This window comes from Ideonella sp., assembly GCF_044358605.1.
Lineage (GTDB): Bacteria > Pseudomonadota > Gammaproteobacteria > Burkholderiales > Burkholderiaceae_C > Ideonella.
This window is the reverse complement of record NZ_JBIKNQ010000048.1, coordinates 1-16,631: the sequence shown is the minus strand read 5'-3', so window position 1 is coordinate 16,631 and position 16,631 is coordinate 1. Positions and strand designations below refer to the sequence as shown.

The window sequence follows — 16,631 nt, the reverse complement described above, 5'->3', positions numbered from 1 at the left end:
CTCAAGAACCCTCTTGGCCGGATTGCAAGGCCAAGCGCGTGCGGTCAGCGCCCTCCTCGTCCTGCGGCTGGCTGGCACGTTGCGCCTTGATGGCGGCAAAGTCGGCCAAGCTCACGTCGCCGGTGATGTAGCTGCCGTCAAAGCAAGACGCCTCGAAGCCCTGCAAGGCCGGGTTGAGCGCCTTGACCACGCGCTTCATGGCATCGACATCTTGATAAATCAGCGCGTCGGCACCGATGTAGGCACGGATCTCTTCCAAGCTGCGGTCGTGGGCAATCAGCTCTTCTTGCGTCGGCATGTCGATGCCGTAGACGTTCGGGTACTTCACCGGGGGCGCGGCCGAGGCCATATAGACCTTGCGCGCGCCGGCTTCGCGGGCCATTTGCACGATCTCTTTGGAGGTGGTGCCGCGCACGATGGAGTCATCCACCAGCAGCACGTTGCGGCCCTTGAATTCCACGCCAATGGCATTGAGCTTTTGGCGCACGCTTTTCTTGCGCACGCTCTGGCCCGGCATGATGAAGGTGCGGCCGACATAGCGGTTCTTCACAAAGCCCTCGCGATAAGGCTTGCCGATTTTGTGAGCCAGTTGCATGGCACTGGGGCGGCTGGATTCCGGAATGGGGATGACCACATCGATGTCGCTGGGCGGCATGGTCGAGATCAGGCGCTGAGCCAGGGTCTCGCCCATGTTCAGGCGCGCTTGGTAGACGGAGATGCCGTCGATGACCGAATCAGGGCGCGCCAGGTAGACGAACTCGAACATGCACGGCGCCAGCATGGGCGACTCGGCGCATTGCTGGGCATGGAGTTGGCCTTGCATGTCGATGAAGATGGCCTCGCCAGGCGCCACGTCGCGCACAAACTTGTGGCCCGTGCCTTCCAGGGCGACAGACTCACTCGCCACCATGACCTCACCGCTGGCATTGGCCTCGCCAAAGCACAGCGGGCGAATGCCATAGGGGTCGCGGAAGGCCAACAAGCCGTAACCCGCAATCAGCGCCACCACCGCGTAAGAGCCCTTGATGCGCTTGTGCACGGCCGCCACGGCCTTGAAGATTTCGGCGGGGCTGAGTGGCAGGTCCCGCGCGGCCATTTCGATCTCGTGGGCCAGGATGTTGATCAAGACCTCGGTGTCGCTCTCGGTGTTGATGTGGCGGCGATCGATGTCAAACAGCTCAGCCTTGAGCGCATGGGCGTTGGTGAGGTTGCCGTTGTGCACCAACACAATGCCAAAGGGTGCGTTCACATAAAAAGGCTGCGCCTCTTCTTCACTGTAGGCATTGCCAGCGGTAGGGTAGCGGACCTGCCCCAGGCCCACATTGCCGGGCAGCGCACGCATATTGCGGGTGCGGAACACATCGCGCACCATGCCGCGGGCTTTGTGCATAAAGCACTTGGTGCCTTGCATGGTGACGATGCCTGCTGCGTCCTGACCACGGTGCTGCAAGAGCAGCAGCGCGTCATAAATGAGCTGGTTGACGGGCTGCGGAGAGATCACGCCGACGATGCCGCACATGGGGAAATTCCGTTTCTAAAGAGAGAACACGAGGTCAGAACAAGGAAGGTGCGCCGGGCACCTCCAACTTTTCAGGCAGCCAAGCTTCAAGGCCCGGCCACTGAGGAAAAAACGGTTGCAGCTGGCGGGCCCACTCGGTCAAGGTGTTGGCCACCCAGGAGGCCATCCAAACGTCTGTCTTGGCCAGCGGCGTCCATAGCACCAAGGTGGTGATGACCAGTGCGATGAGCACGGCGCGCAGCGCGCCAAAGACGGCACCGAAAAAACGATCAGGCACCGAGAGCGGTGTGGCGGCCACCAAGAGCCGCACCAGCCGGGCCACCAAACCGCAGGCCAGCAGCGTGACGGTGAAGACGAGACCATAAGCGCCCATGGCGCGCCAAGCGGAATCCGCTGCGCCCCAAGGCAGTTGTGCCGCCGCCCAACCGCTGAAGGACTGCGCCGCCCACCAAGCGAGCAGCCAACTCAGCAAAGACAGCACCTCGAACACCAGGCCGCGCCACAACCCGATCAGCACGGACAGCAGCAAGCCTGCGAGCACCGCCCAATCCAAGTTCGTCAAAGGGGGCAGTGCCTCCTGCATCAATGAGGCCTTCAGAGGAGCAGCACAGCCGCTTGCATGCCACTGGACTTGATGCGCGTGGCGATCTTGTCCGCCTCAGCCTTGGTCGGATAGGGGCCAACACGCACGCGAATGCGGCGCCCGGTGTCCGACTCAATCACTTGCGTGTAGGTCTTGTAGCCCATGCCCTCGAGCTTCTGGCGTGCATCACGGGCGGCTTGCACTTCCAGATATGCCCCGACCTGAACCACAAAGCGGCCATTGTCAGCCGCGACTTCTGTGGGCTTGGGCGCGGGCTTGGTGTCGGCGGGTTTAGGGGCAGGTTTAGGCTCGGGTTTGGGCTCAGGCTTGCTGACTGGCTTGGGGTCAGGCTTTGGCTCGGGCTTAGGGGTAGGCTTGGGCTCAGGCTTGACTTCCGGTTTGGGCACCGGCTTAGGCTCAGGCTTGGTCTCGCTGGCGCGGACGGGCACCGTGGGGGCCGGGGCCACCGGCAGTGGCCGGGCGGCGGCTGGCGTGGACGCCGCTCTGACGGCCGGACTGGCAGCCGGTTCGACCACCGGAACACGCACTACATCGGTACGCGCAGACGCTGTGCGGCTGGCTGGCGTCACCAAGGGGGCGGCCGACTCACGCGAGGGAATATCGATGGGGATGTCGACCGGAATGGGCCGGGGCTGAGTTTCAAACAGCAGCGGGAAGCCCACGATGCCCACGCCCAAGAGCAGCGCCGCACCGATAAGGCGACGGCGCGCGCTGACACGCGCCACGCGAACCACTTCCGCAGGGTCAGCCCCGTGTGAAGCCGCAGGGCTGGAGGAAGTGCTAAAGCCGAATTTGGAGAGGAATCCCATGCGTGGCAGCGTGCGTTTGGGGCTAACACCGCAAGTGTCTAGGCTGAGCGATCAGCCTGGTCACCCACACGGACCAGCAAGCCTTTCAAAAAGACCCACTGAAGGCCGCCAAAGCGCCCGCAAAGCTGACATGTGCTTGCAGCGCGACTGCGGCTCAGGCCTGATGTGGGGCACTGAGCCGTGGCAGGCCCTTCTCCAGCACGCCGCCCACGGTATAGAACGAGCCGAAGACCACGATTCTATCAGCCGGGTCAGAGGCCAAGAGCGCAGCATAGAGGGCATCCGGGGGGTTGGGGTGGGTGCTCACCCACTGCGGCGCAGGCGTCAAGCCGCGCACCATGGCAGCCAAATCCTTAGCCTTGGCGGCACGCGCCAGCGGCAGGTCGCTCAGGTACCAGCCGTCCACCAAAGGAGCGATGCGGGCCAGCACCCCGGCCAAGTCTTTATCGTGCATGGCCCCAAACACCGCGCGGGTGCGGGGGAAGAAACCCATTTGATCCAAGTTGAGCGCCAGCGCCGAGACGCTTTGCGGGTTGTGCGCCACGTCCAACACCATGGTCGGCTGACCGGGCACGATCTGAAAGCGCCCCGGCAAATCCACCGTGGCCAGCCCCAGCCGCACCGCCTGCGCCGTCAAGGGCAGGCGGTCCCGCAGCGCCTCCAGCGCGGCAATGGCGCCTGCGGCGTTGAGGAGTTGGTTGGCCCCTCGCAAGGCCGGATAGGCCAGGCTGTGATAGCGCCGACCCCGGCCGCTCCAGGACCATTGCTGGCGGTCCCCCGCCTGGTTGAAGTCGCGCCCCACCAGCCACAGGTCAGCACCCAGGCTCTCAGCTACCGCCACCACACTGTCAGGCGGCAGGGGGTCCGCCACGATGGCGGGACGGCCCGCCCGCAGAATGCCAGCCTTCTCGCGACCGATGCTCTCGCGGTCGGGGCCAAGGTACTCGACGTGGTCCAGGTCGATGCTGGTGATCACCGCCACATCGGCATCAAAGATATTGACGGCGTCCAAGCGCCCGCCCAGGCCCACTTCCAGAATGACCAGGTCCGGCGACTCAGCGATCAGGCGGCTGACGATGGCCAGGAAGGTGAACTCGAAGTAGGACAGCACGGTGTCGCCGCGAGCAGCCTCGACCCGCGCAAAGTGCTCGGTCAAGCTCTCGCCCGACACCATCTCGCCGTTGACCCGGCAGCGCTCTTCAAAGTGCACCAAGTGCGGCTTGGAAAACAAGCCCACTTTGTAGCCCGCGGCGCGCACCATGCTGTCGAGCATGGCGCAGGTCGAGCCCTTGCCATTGGTGCCCGCGACGCTGATGACGGGGCAATCAAAACGCAGACCCATGCGGTCTTTGACGGCTCGCACGCGCTCCAGCGTGAAGTTCACTTTGTCGCGGGTCAACTCCATGGACACCGCGTGCGCCTTTTCGGCATGGGCCAGCCAGTCGGCCAGAGTGGTCGGCATGTCGTGCCTCTCCAATAAAAACGCCCCAACAAGCAGTGGGGCGTGAACTCACCCGAGGGCAAGCGCGGAAGACTAAGCGCCTCTTAGGCGACAGCGTCAGCCGACTGGCGCTGCAGGATGGCCAATTGGCGGGCAATGCTTTCGCGCAGTTGGCGGCGGTCCAGGATCATGTCCACGGCGCCCTTGGTGATCAGGAACTCAGCGCGCTGGAAGCCCTCGGGCAGCTTCTCGCGCACGGTGTTTTCAATCACGCGCGGCCCGGCAAAGCCCACCAGGGCCTTGGGCTCGGCAATCACCACATCGCCCACAAAGGCAAAGCTGGCCGACACACCGCCCATGGTGGGGTCAGTCAGCACGCTGATGTAGGGCAACTTGGCCTTGGCCAGGCGGGTCAAAGAAGCATTGGTCTTGGCCATTTGCAACAGGCTGAACAAGCCCTCTTGCATGCGGGCGCCACCTGAAGCGGTGAAGCAGATGAAGGGCACTTTTTGCTCAACAGCAGTTTCAACGCCGCGCACAAAACGCTCACCGACCACCGAGCCCATGGAGCCGCCCATGAAGTCGAACTCAAAGCAGGCGGCCACCACGGGCACGCTCATCACGGCACCGCCCATGACGACCATGGCATCGGTCTCGCCGGTGGACTCCAGGGCACCTTTGAGCCGCTCGGGGTACTTCTTGCTGTCCTTGAACTTCAGGGCGTCAACGGGCAACACCTCTTGACCGATCTCGTAACGGCCTTCGGCATCCAAGAAGGTGTTCAGCCGAGCCCGTGCGCCAATGCGGTGGTGGTGGTCGCACTTGGGGCAGACGTTGAGGTTTTCTTCCAGGTCGGTCTTGTAGAGCACCGACTCGCAAGAGGGGCATTTGATCCACAAGCCCTCGGGCACCGAGCGGCGGTCCGCCGGGTCGGTGTGTTGAATCTTCGGGGGCAGCAGTTTTTCCAGCCAACTCATGGATCAAGCTCCTTCTGGTGCGTCAGTCACAGCACTGTCATTCACAGCGCGTCTAATGCGGTGCGGATCTCCGCCATGAATTGGCGGGCCGCTGAAGCCGCATTGTCGCGCGTTTGGGCCTCCAGGATCTGGATCAGGCGCGAGCCTATCACCACCCCGTCGGAGACCCGGCCCACAGCAGACGCCGAAGCGGCGTCGCGAATGCCGAAGCCTACACCCACTGGCACCTTGACGTGCTGACGGATACGGGGAATGGCCTGGGCCACCGCATCGGTATCCAGGGCGCCCGAGCCCGTCACACCCTTGAGTGAGACGTAGTAGACGTAGCCGGTGGCGATCTGGCCCACTTGGCGCATGCGGGCCTCGGTGGAGGTCGGCGCCAAGAGGAAGATCAGGTCCATCTGATGCGCCTGCAACTGGGCCGCGAACTCCACGCACTCTTCGGGTGGATAGTCGACGATCAAGACGCCATCCACACCGGCCGCAGCGGCGTCGCGCACGAACGCACCGGCACCGTGCTGGCCGTCATAGCGCTCGACCGGATTGGCATAGCCCATCAGCACCACGGGCGTGTTGGCGTTGGTCTGGCGGAACTCGCTGACCATGGACAGCACTTGCGCCATGCCCACGCCGCGCGCCAGCGCGCGTTCAGCGGCCTTTTGGATCACTGGGCCATCGGCCATGGGGTCAGAGAAGGGCACGCCCAGCTCAATCACATCGGCCCCACCGGCGGCCAGGGCATGCATGATCTCGACGGTCGCATCGCCAAACGGGTCACCCGCGCAGACGTAAGGGATCAGCGCCTTGCGCTGCTGCGCCGCCAATGCGGCGAAGGTGGCTTGAATCCGGCTCATGCTGTTTGCCCCTTCAAGGCTTGAAGGCTCACGGCATGCTCGGCCCCGCCCTTGACCGACTGGCCTTTGCAGGACGGGCGGCAGAAGAACTCTGCCTGGGAGAGGTCGGCCACCGTGCCGATGTCTTTGTCGCCACGGCCCGAGAGGTTGACCAGCAACTGCTGATCCGGGCGCATGGTGGCGGCCAGCTTCATGGCATAGGCCACGGCATGGCTGGACTCCAGCGCGGGGATGATGCCTTCGGTGCGGCAGAGCCGGTGGAACGCAGCCAGGGCTTCGTCGTCGGTGATGCCCACATATTCGGCACGGCCGATGTCGTGCAAGTAAGCATGCTCAGGGCCCACGCCAGGGTAGTCCAGACCCGCCGAGACTGAGTGTGTCTCGATGATTTGGCCGTTGGCGTCCTGGAGTAAATAGGTGCGATTGCCATGCAGCACGCCGGGCGAGCCCGCCGAGATGCTGGCCGCGTGCTTGCCGCTTTCCAGCCCCAAGCCCGCCGCTTCCACGCCGATGAGGCGGACCCCCTCGTGCGGAATGTAGGGGTAGAAAATGCCCATGGCATTGCTGCCACCGCCCACGCAGGCGATCACTGCGTCGGGCTGCTTACCCGTCATCTCGGGCATTTGCAGCAGGCACTCGTCGCCGATCACGCGCTGGAAGTCGCGCACCATGGCGGGATAGGGGGCTGGGCCCGCGACCGTGCCGATGATGTAGAAGGTGTTCTCGACGTTGGTGACCCAGTCACGCAGAGCCTCGTTAAGCGCGTCTTTCAGGGTCTTGCTGCCGCTCTCCACCGGCACCACGGTGGCGCCCAGCAGGTGCATGCGATAGACATTGGGGCTTTGGCGCTTCACGTCCTCGGCACCCATGTAAACGATGCATTCCAAGCCATAACGGGCACAGATGGTGGCCGTGGCCACGCCATGCTGGCCCGCACCGGTCTCGGCGATGACGCGGGGCTTGCCCATGCGCTTGGCCAGCAGGGCTTGGCCGATGGTGTTGTTGACCTTGTGCGCGCCGGTGTGGTTTAAGTCTTCGCGCTTCAAGAAGATCTGCGCGCCGCCAATCTCGCGGCTCATGCGCTCGGCGTGATAGATCGGGCTGGGCCGCCCCACGAAGTGCGCCAGCTCCTTTTTGAACTCGGCCACAAAGGCCGGGTCTTTGCGATAGTGGGCGTAGGCGGCCTTCAGCTCGTCCAGCGCATGCACCAGGGTTTCAGAGACAAAGCTGCCGCCGTAGCGGCCAAAGTGGCCCGAGGCATCGGGCTGGTCATAAGCAAACATAGGTCTATCCTGTCAATGGGGTTTGGGCTCGCGCGCCAGCCGTTCATCGGCCTCACGCACAGCAGCACAGAACTCGCGCATCTGGCCGGCATCCTTGATGCCTTTGGCCTGCTCCACGCCAGAGCTCACGTCAACGGCCCAGGGCCGGACGTGCGTGATCCCATCGATCACGTTTGCAGGATTCAACCCACCAGATAAAACGAGGGGAGAGCCCACGTTTGCGGGAATGAGCGACCAATCGAACACCTTTCCAGCGCCACCATAGCCCTCGACATGGGCATCCAACAGCAGGCCTTGGGCCTGGGGGTAGCGAGTGGCGAAGTCTAGCAAATCAAAGCCCGGCGCCATGCGTGCGGCCCGCAGGTAGGGTCGGCCTGCGGCCGCGCAGTCTTCGGGTGACTCATCGCCATGAAACTGCAGCAAGGCATTGGGCACTGCCTGCAGGCCCTGCGCCACCTCGCTGGGCGTAGCGTTGACGAAGAGCAGCACCGGCGTTACAAAGGGTGGCAAGCGGCGAGCCAAGGCAGCGGCACGATCCGCAGTGACGGCCCGAGCGCTCTTGGCGTAGAGCACAAAGCCCAGCGCATCTGCACCCGCCGCCACCGCAGCGTCGATGTCGGCCTCGCGGGTCAGGCCGCAAATCTTGATTCGAGTCATGGCAACCAATCCATGGCCGGGGTGTGTTCCGGCAGTTGAAGGTGAGCGTCGTAGCCTGGGCCCATGAAGTAGAGGCCATCGGCTGCGAAGGTGGGCGCGGCGGCGTCACGTGAACGTGCAGCCAACACCTCGGCCATCCACTCAGGCGGGCGGCTGCCCGTGCCCACGGCCACCAAGCAGCCCATGATGTTGCGCACCATGTGGTGCAGAAAGGCGACCCCCGCCACATCAAAGCGCCAGTACGCACCGCGCTGCGTGATGGTGATGGCATCCAGGCGTTTGATGGGCGACAAGGCCTGGCAGTCGATGGAGCGGAATGATGAGAAGTCGTGCTCGCCGATCAAATACGCGGCGGCGGCCCTCATAGCCTCGCCGTCTAAGGGCTTGAACACCCAGCCGCAGGCGTTGCGCTCCAGCGCCGGGCGGACGGGCGATTCCAGCAGCAAGTAGGCATAGCGGCGGCGACGCGCCCAATTGCGGGCATGGAAATCTGGCGGCACCACCTGCGCCCACTGCACGGCAATGTCTGACGGCAGGTAGCGGTTCGTGCCCCGCACCCACGAAAACAGCTCGCGCTGCAAGGGTGTGTCCAGGTGCACCACCTGGTTCAGGCCGTGCACACCAGTGTCGGTGCGGCCCGCACACAGGGTGCTGACCGGCATGGCCGCAAAGGCGCTGAGCGCCTTCTCCAAATGGTCTTGCACCGTGCGGCCGCTGGGCTGGCTTTGCCAGCCGTGATAGGCCTCGCCACGATAGGCCACGCCTAAGGCCAGGCGCATGGTGGGCGCTGCAGCGGATGCAGAAAAGACAGCAGCCGGGGCTTGGCCCGGCTGCGATGGGAGAGAAGCAACCGCCGGGTCAGCGCCCGGCGGCATCACAGAGGCGTCAGCCAAGCTCGCCCAACATGGTTTGTGCCCGGGCCTTCATCGGGCCGCTGGCTTGGGCAATGACCTCGTCCAGCAAGTCCCTGGCGCCCTCGATGTCGCCGATGCGGCGGAATTCGTCGGCCAACTCAAGCTTGCGGGCCAGAGGGTCGTCGGCGTCTTCGCTATCACTGACCTCAGGCGCTTGCGGGGCGTCGGGCAACTGCGACGGCGTCGCAGCAGCGTCGTCCTTGACCGGATCGAGGTCCAGCGAAATATCGCCAAAGTCGAAACCGCTATCTGGGGCCGGCGACACCGAGGCCGGCGCGTCCGGCAAGTCAAGCGTCAAGTCCAGATCGGGCAAGTCGCCGGGCTTGGTGTCTACGACAGGGGCAGGGGCAGGCTTGCTGGCCGAGGTGTCGAGGCCCAACATCATGTCGGGGTCAGCCGGACGAGTGGCCTCCAAGCCCGTGTTCTCAGGCGGCGTATCCAGATCGATGTCCAGATCGATATCCATGTCATCGGACAGGCGTGCCGCCGGCTCCTCGACAGGCATGAAATCGGTCGCGGGTTGGGTTGGTGCAGGGTCGCGCAAGTCCGCAGGGGCCCGCATGGACGTGTCCAAATCGACCGCACCGCTGCCCTCATGACCATACAACGGATTGCCTGGGTCGATGCTGCGGCCCATCTCCTGGGCCTTGGGCCAGTCGTCGCCCGACTCGCCAATCGCATCACGCAGCAAGAGCGCTTGCGACTCGAAGCCCGCCACATCGGCACGCTTGGCATACACCTCCAAAAGCTTGAGGCGAATGGCCGAGCGGTTCGGGTCGGTACGCAGCGCTTCCTTCAGGATCTCCTCGGCCTGCAGGTCGCGGCCATAGGCCAAATACACATCGGCTTCGGCCACCGGGTCCACATCGCCAATGGCATCCAACTGGCTGAGTGAATAGCTCAGCGAGGAGGATGCAGCGCTATTGGCGCCATCGCGCGTATCAACGCGTTGCCCGCCAGAAACACCAAAGAAGGAGTCAGGCTGGAGCTTGCTTTCCAAGAAGGAGGTCTCGCTGCCTTCTTGCGAGCGCCGACGCAGGCGCATCAGACCCAAACCAGCCAACAAGGCCACCACGCCTACCGCGCCAGGCAGCACGTAGTCATTGTTGGTGAGAGACTCCAAGAAGGTGGGCTCAGACAGGCCTGAAGGCGCGGCAGGCGCTGCTGCCACAGCCGAGGATGCGGCGGCAGAAGCAGGCATCGCAGGCGCAGACGCCACAACTGGCACGGGTGGCACGGGCGCGCTGGGCACTGAAGCCGCTGAGGCAGCTACGGCGGGCGCAGAAGCCGCTGGCTCAGGCTTGCTGGCCACAGGCGCGGATGCCGGCGCCGATGCGCCGACCGCAGGCTTGGGTGGTGTAGGTACTGTAGCCGGTGCAGCAACAGGCGGCATCACAGGAGCCGTCGGCTTTGAACTCGGCACCGTCATGCCTGGGGTGACCGTCGCCACTGGCGGCAGCACGGGCGCAGTAGGTGCTGCCACCGGGGGTGTGGCCGGTGGTTTGGCGGTGTTGGACGCCACGGGTGTCGCAGGCTTCTCGGAGAGCTTCTTGAGCTCATCGACGTTGCGGGCCAGTTCAGCCATGCGAGCAGCGGCCGCCTTGCGTTCGGCTTCTTTGGACAGCTGGGCTTCAGCCGCAGAGGCGGCGACATTGCCCCTCGACAAAGTCAGCTTGTCAGGCGTGGCTGGGGCCGCCGTGACCTTGCGGTCTTCGACCGCGGCCTCAACCTTGCCCTTGGCTTGACGGGGCGACTCTTTGACGGGCACAGAGGGCACCGACTGAGCCAATTGCTGACGGAAAGCCGCGAAATCAGCGCTGTGCGCTTGGATGACCTTGCGCGCTTCGGGCTGGCTCACCTCGTTCGCTGCCGCAGCATCGGGCACGTTCAACACCACACCAGACTTCAGCCGGTTCATGTTGCTGCCCATAAAGGCTTGCGGGTTGCCTCGATACAGCGACACCAGCATTTGGTCCAGAGACACGCCGGATTGGGCATGGCGAGCCGCAATGGCTGACAAGGTGTCGCCCTGCTTGACCTTATAGCTGTCCGCCGTGACCGAGGCTGGCGCAGCAGCGTCCACTTCCTTGGGCACCGGGGTGGGCTTGGGCTCGGGCTTAGCCTTGGCTTTCGCTGGCGCCTTGGGTGCAGGGGGATCCACGGGCTCTGGCGCAAGCGCAGCAGGCGCTGGCACACGGCTGGGTGAAGAGGCCACCGGCGGCAGCGGCGTAGCCGCCACCGGCGCCGCAGACAGCGCAGGCGAAGTCAAGACCGGTGAAGGGGCTTCATTGACACGGCTGGGCGGGTCGATCAACAAGGTGTAGGAACGTTGCAGCCGCCCCCCGTTCCAAGCGAAGTCCAACACCATGTCCACAAAGGGTTCGGACATCGAGCGATCCCCCCTGATACGGATCACGGATCGCCCATCTGCTCGCTTGCCCAATGCGACCTTAGCGCCTACCAAGGCAGCGTTGAAGTCAACGCCCGCAGCCTTGAAGGCATCAGGAGAGGCTAAGGTGGCCCGCAGTGAAGCGGCTTCATCCGGCGAAATGCTGGTGATGTCCACTTCAGCGCGCAGGGGTTCACCCAGCGACGATTGCACTGAAAGCCTACCGAGGCTCAGTGCCGAGGCCCCCGTATGAACAAGCAGCAATGCCACAGCGGCTACTGCCGAAAGCGTAGGCCTATTGGCCAGGAACAAGGGGTGTTTCAAGGCGTCTCCCAAACGCGACCGGCGAGGCTGATCATCCGACATGGAGATTCAGACTCGCCAACAACGGTCTTCCACGCACACCAGCCTCTACCCTCGGGGCGGCATGCAAAGAAAACACCATAGCATCAAGCATATAGCCTGCCAAGCTCATGCTTCACATGATCCCGTGAGGAGCGGTCACTCTGTGCAGTGCTCACCAGCGCCCTGTTGTCCTTGGACAACGGGCGCTAGTGCTTGCCAGGATTGGAGTTTCAGGCATTGAGCAGGATGCGCAGCATGCGGCGCAGAGGCTCAGCGGCACCCCAGAGCAATTGGTCACCAATGGTAAATGCACCCATGTACTCTGGGCCCATGGCCAGTTTGCGGATGCGTCCGACCGGAATGGTCATGGTGCCCGTCACCGCCACGGGGGTCAGATCTTTGATCGTGGCCTCGCGGGTGTTGGGGACGACCTTGGCCCAGGGGTTGTCGGCGGCGATCATGGCTTCAATGTCCGCCACCGGCACGTCCTTCTTGAGCTTGAAGGTCAGCGCTTGGCTGTGGCAGCGCATGGCGCCCACGCGCACGCAGAAACCATCGACCGGGATGGGCGACGAGCCAAAGCCTTCACCCAGGCCCAGAATCTTGTTGGTCTCGGCCATGCCCTTCCACTCTTCCTTGGACTGGCCGTTGCCCAGGTCTTTGTCGATCCAAGGGATGAGCGAGCCGCCCAGCGGCACGCCAAAGTTGGCCGTCTCTTCGGCCGACAAGCTGCGCTGCTTGGCGATGACCTGGCGGTCGATTTCCAAAATGGCGCTCTTGGGGTCGTCCAGCAAGGCCCGCACCGACGCATTCAGGGTGCCGTACTGCGTCAGCAACTCCCGCATGTGCTGGGCACCGCCGCCAGAGGCCGCCTGGTAGGTTTGGGTGGACATCCACTCGACCAAGCCCGCCTTGTACAGCGCGCCCACGCCCATCAGCATGCAGCTGACGGTGCAGTTGCCGCCGACCCAGTTCTTGCCGCCAGCGCTCAAAGCATTCTTGATGACCGGCATGTTGACTGGGTCGAGAATGATGACGGCATCCTTCTCCATGCGCAGGGTCGACGCGGCGTCGATCCAGTGGCCATTCCAGCCCTCAGCACGCAGCTTGGGGAAGACAGCGGTGGTGTAGTCGCCACCTTGCGCGGTGATGATGATGTCGCAGCGCTTCAAGGCGGCGATGTCATACGCGTCTTGCAGCGTGGTTTCGTTCTTCGCCATGGCGGGCGCTTTGCCGCCCGAATTGGACGTAGAGAAGAACAGGGGTTCGATGAGATCGAAGTCGCCCTCAGCGACCATGCGGTCCATCAACACAGAGCCGACCATGCCGCGCCAGCCGACCAAACCTACGAGTGCCATTTTCAGATTCCTTGAAAATTCCCAGACCCTTGATCCCCGGCTCGTATCGCCGGGTCCAGGGGTTGGGACGAGACGAAACCGAGCGATCAGCTCTTGGTAATGGTTTTAGCGGTGATGGCCGCAACCACGGCATCACCCATCTCGCGCGTGCTCACCTTCTGGGTGCCGTCGCTCCAAATATCAGCGGTGCGCAAGCCCGCAGACAGCACAGCACGAACCGACGACTCGATACGGTCGGCAGCCTCAGGCTGTTGGAGTGAGAAACGGAGCATCATGGCAGCAGACAGTATTGTAGCCAGTGGGTTTGCAATACCCTTACCAGCGATGTCGGGCGCGCTGCCGTGGCTGGGCTCATACAAGCCCTTGTTTTGGGCGTTCAGTGAGGCCGACGGCAGCATGCCGATAGAGCCTGTCAGCATGGCCGCTTCGTCCGACAAGATGTCGCCGAACATATTGCCGGTGAAGACCACGTCGAACTTCTTGGGAGCGCGCACCAGCTGCATGGCGGCGTTGTCCACGTACATGTGCTCCAACTCGACGTCGGGGTACTCTTTGTGGACCTCTGTGACCACGTCCTTCCAGAACTGGAAGGTCTCCAGCACATTGGCCTTGTCCACGCTGGTGACCTTCTTGCTGCGCTTGCGAGCCGCTTGGAAGGCCACGTGGGCAATCCGCTCGATCTCCGGGCGGCTGTAGCGCATGGTGTCAAACGCCTCTTCGGCGCCGGGGAAGTGCCCGTCGGTGGCGATGCGGCGGCCACGCGGCTGGCCAAAGTAGATGTCGCCCGTCAACTCGCGGATGATCAGGATGTCCAGACCTGCGACCAACTCGGGCTTGAGGCTGGACGCATGCGTGAGCTGCTCGTAGCACAGCGCTGGGCGGAAGTTGGCAAACAGGCCCAGCTCCTTGCGCAGGCCCAGGATGGCCTGCTCGGGGCGCAGGCGGCGCTCCAGCGTGTCGTACTTCCAATCGCCCACCGCGCCAAAGAGGATGGCGTCTGCGGCTTTGGCCAGCGCCAGCGTGCTCTCGGGCAGGGGGTGGCCATATGCCTCGTAAGCGGCACCGCCAACCTTGGCTTCTTCCATCTCAAAAGGCAGGTCCAGCACGTTCAACACGCGCACGGCCTCGGCCACGATCTCGGTCCCGATGCCGTCACCCGGCAGCACTGCAATCTTCATCGCCATGACTTGAATCTCTTGAAAAGTGTTTAACCAACCAGACGCGTGGCGAGCCAAGGCATCTTGGCCAAGCGCTCAGCCTCATAGGCCTTGATCTTGTCGGCATGGCGCAGCGTCAGGCCAATGTCGTCAAAACCGTTGACCATGCAGTACTTGCGGAAGGCCTGCACCTCAAAGGGCAACTCGCTGCCGTCGGCCTTGATGACCACTTGGCGCGTCAGATCAATCGTCAATTGGTAGCCCGGGAAGGCATGCACCTCATCGAACAACCCTGCCACCTGCGTCTCGGACAAGGCGATGGGCAGCACGCCGTTCTTGAAGCAGTTGTTGAAGAAGATGTCGGCGAAGCTGGGCGCAATGATGGCGCGAAAGCCATATTGCTCCAGCGCCCAGGGCGCGTGCTCGCGGCTGGAGCCACAGCCAAAGTTGTTGCGCGCCAAGAGCACGCTGGCACCTTGGTAGCGCGGCTGGTTCAGCACGAAATCGGGGTTGGGCTTGCGGGTGGCGGGGTCCTGGCCGGGCTCGCCCGCGTCCAGATAGCGCCATTCGTCAAACAGGTTGGGGCCAAAGCCCGTGCGCTTGATCGACTTCAAGAATTGCTTGGGGATGATGGCGTCGGTGTCGACGTTCTCACGGTCCATCGGGGCCACCAGGCCCTTGTGCAGGGTGAATGCTTGCATGGTCTTACTTCTTCTTGGCGGCGCCTTCCAGCGACTCACCAGCTTTTTGAATGTCTTTGCCCAGGCCTTCCATGGTGTTGCAGCCGGCCAGAGCCGCCAGCACCACGGTCAAGATCAATGCAGTGAACTTACTCATGAAAAGACTCCTTGATCAACGTGAAAGAGGCCTGGTTCAGGCTACGCGACGAACGTCTACAAAGTGGCCGGCCATCGCCGCTGCGGCCGCCATGGCCGGGCTCACCAGATGAGTGCGACCACCCGCGCCTTGGCGGCCTTCAAAGTTGCGGTTGCTGGTGGAGGCGCAGCGCTCGCCTGGCTCCAGGCGGTCGGCGTTCATGGCCAAGCACATGCTGCAGCCCGGCTCACGCCATTCAAACCCTGCGGCCTTGAAGACTTTGTCCAAGCCTTCGGCTTCAGCCTGCGCCTTGACCAAGCCTGAGCCCGGCACCACCAGCGCCAGCTTGACGTTGGCGGCAATGCGCCCGCCGACGCGCTTGACCACCTCGGCGGCCTCGCGCATGTCCTCAATGCGGCTGTTGGTGCACGAGCCGATGAAGACCTTGTCGATACGCACATCGGCCAGCGCCTTGTTGGGCTCCAAGGCCATGTACTGCAGCGCGCGCTCGATGGCACCGCGCTTGACGGCGTCCTTCTCTTTGTCAGGGTCTGGCACGCGGTCTTCAATCGACAGCACCATCTCCGGGCTGGTGCCCCAGGTGACTTGCGGCTTGATCTGCGCCGCATCCAATTCGACCACCTTGTCGAAGAAGGCGCCTTCGTCGGAGTGCAGCGTGCGCCAGTAGGCCAAGGCTTGCTCCGACTCCACCCCGGTCGGGCTGAAGGGGCGGCCCTGCACATAGCGTAGCGTGGTCTCGTCCACCGCCACCAGGCCAGCGCGTGCACCGGCTTCGATGGCCATATTGCACACAGTCATGCGGCCTTCCATGCTCAAGGCGCGGATGGCGGAACCGGCAAATTCAATGGTGTAGCCCGTGCCACCCGCCGTGCCGATCTTGCCGATGATGGCCAGCACGATGTCTTTGGCGCCTACGCCTTTGGCGACTTGCCCTTCGACCCGGACGAGCATGTTCTTGGCCTTCTTGGCCAGCAGGGTTTGGGTGGCCAAAACATGCTCGACCTCCGAGGTGCCGATGCCGTGAGCCAGCGCACCAAACGCACCGTGCGTCGAGGTGTGGCTATCTCCGCAGACCACCGTCATGCCAGGCAGCGTGGCGCCTTGCTCGGGGCCAATGACGTGAACAATGCCTTGGCGCACATCCGTCATCTTGAACTGGGTCACGCCGTGGCGGTCGCAGTTGGCGTCCAGGGTGTCCACCTGCAGCTTGGAGATCGGGTCAGCAATGCCTTGGCTGCGGTCGGTGGTGGGCACGTTGTGGTCGCTGACGGCCAAGTTGGCCGAGAGGCGCCAGATCTTGCGCCCCGCCATCTCCAGGCCCTCAAAAGCCTGTGGGCTGGTGACCTCATGCACCAGATGGCGGTCGATGTAGAGCGTGGCGGTGCCGTCTTCTTCGGTGTGGACGACGTGCTCGTCCCACAGCTTGTCGTAAAGGGTGCGTGCGGTCATGGCGGAAGATGGTCTGCAGTGATCGGGGTGGGCGCCCC

General features: G+C 63.6%; 15 protein-coding genes. All 15 read right to left on the bottom strand.

Annotated elements, in window-relative coordinates:
- Position 1 precedes the first annotated feature (1 nt).
- The gene (gene purF / locus ACIQ3Q_RS16155; RefSeq protein ID WP_396270203.1) at positions 2–1,519 is read right to left on the bottom strand and encodes an amidophosphoribosyltransferase; all 1,518 of its coding nucleotides are present in this window, start codon (positions 1,517–1,519) and stop codon (positions 2–4) included.
- Between the two features lie 34 nt (positions 1,520–1,553).
- Positions 1,554–2,081 (bottom strand): CvpA family protein, encoded by a 528-nt coding sequence (locus ACIQ3Q_RS16150; RefSeq protein ID WP_396270202.1) that lies wholly within the window; start codon positions 2,079–2,081, stop codon positions 1,554–1,556.
- Positions 2,082–2,113: 32 nt separating this feature from the next.
- Positions 2,114–2,932: an SPOR domain-containing protein gene (locus ACIQ3Q_RS16145; RefSeq protein WP_396270201.1), complete on the bottom strand. Its 819-nt coding sequence runs from the start codon at positions 2,930–2,932 to the stop codon at positions 2,114–2,116.
- A 154-nt stretch (positions 2,933–3,086) separates the two neighbouring features.
- The gene (gene folC, locus ACIQ3Q_RS16140) at positions 3,087–4,394 is read right to left on the bottom strand and encodes a bifunctional tetrahydrofolate synthase/dihydrofolate synthase (RefSeq protein WP_396270200.1); all 1,308 of its coding nucleotides are present in this window, start codon (positions 4,392–4,394) and stop codon (positions 3,087–3,089) included.
- Between the two features lie 83 nt (positions 4,395–4,477).
- Complete coding sequence (gene accD, locus ACIQ3Q_RS16135) at positions 4,478–5,350, bottom strand: acetyl-CoA carboxylase, carboxyltransferase subunit beta (protein WP_396270199.1); 873 nt, start codon at positions 5,348–5,350, stop codon at positions 4,478–4,480.
- Positions 5,351–5,391: 41 nt separating this feature from the next.
- Positions 5,392–6,204, bottom strand: coding sequence for a tryptophan synthase subunit alpha (trpA, locus tag ACIQ3Q_RS16130; RefSeq protein WP_396270198.1), 813 nt, complete (start codon positions 6,202–6,204; stop codon positions 5,392–5,394).
- The gene (trpB, locus tag ACIQ3Q_RS16125; protein ID WP_396270197.1) at positions 6,201–7,487 is read right to left on the bottom strand and encodes a tryptophan synthase subunit beta; all 1,287 of its coding nucleotides are present in this window, start codon (positions 7,485–7,487) and stop codon (positions 6,201–6,203) included. The genes trpA and trpB overlap by 4 nt, the downstream gene beginning before the upstream one ends.
- Before the next feature lie 12 nt (positions 7,488–7,499).
- A complete protein-coding gene (locus tag ACIQ3Q_RS16120) occupies positions 7,500–8,144 on the bottom strand; it encodes a phosphoribosylanthranilate isomerase (RefSeq protein ID WP_396270196.1) in 645 nt (214 codons plus the stop codon).
- Complete coding sequence (gene truA / locus ACIQ3Q_RS16115) at positions 8,141–8,923, bottom strand: tRNA pseudouridine(38-40) synthase TruA (protein WP_396270195.1); 783 nt, start codon at positions 8,921–8,923, stop codon at positions 8,141–8,143. The genes ACIQ3Q_RS16120 and truA overlap by 4 nt, the downstream gene beginning before the upstream one ends.
- Before the next feature lie 106 nt (positions 8,924–9,029).
- Positions 9,030–11,717, bottom strand: a complete 2,688-nt coding sequence (locus ACIQ3Q_RS16110) for a FimV/HubP family polar landmark protein (protein WP_396270194.1) — start codon at positions 11,715–11,717, stop codon at positions 9,030–9,032.
- Between the two features lie 305 nt (positions 11,718–12,022).
- Positions 12,023–13,150: an aspartate-semialdehyde dehydrogenase gene (gene asd, locus ACIQ3Q_RS16105; RefSeq protein WP_396270193.1), complete on the bottom strand. Its 1,128-nt coding sequence runs from the start codon at positions 13,148–13,150 to the stop codon at positions 12,023–12,025.
- An 86-nt stretch (positions 13,151–13,236) separates the two neighbouring features.
- Positions 13,237–14,328, bottom strand: a complete 1,092-nt coding sequence (gene leuB, locus ACIQ3Q_RS16100) for a 3-isopropylmalate dehydrogenase (protein WP_396270228.1) — start codon at positions 14,326–14,328, stop codon at positions 13,237–13,239.
- A gap of 29 nt (positions 14,329–14,357) precedes the next feature.
- Entirely contained in the window at positions 14,358–15,008 is a 651-nt protein-coding gene (leuD, locus tag ACIQ3Q_RS16095; RefSeq protein ID WP_396270192.1) for a 3-isopropylmalate dehydratase small subunit, read from the bottom strand.
- Between the two features lie 4 nt (positions 15,009–15,012).
- The gene (locus ACIQ3Q_RS16090) at positions 15,013–15,144 is read right to left on the bottom strand and encodes an entericidin A/B family lipoprotein (protein WP_396270191.1); all 132 of its coding nucleotides are present in this window, start codon (positions 15,142–15,144) and stop codon (positions 15,013–15,015) included.
- Positions 15,145–15,180: 36 nt separating this feature from the next.
- The gene (gene leuC, locus ACIQ3Q_RS16085; protein ID WP_396270190.1) at positions 15,181–16,593 is read right to left on the bottom strand and encodes a 3-isopropylmalate dehydratase large subunit; all 1,413 of its coding nucleotides are present in this window, start codon (positions 16,591–16,593) and stop codon (positions 15,181–15,183) included.
- Positions 16,594–16,631: the final 38 nt, after the last annotated feature.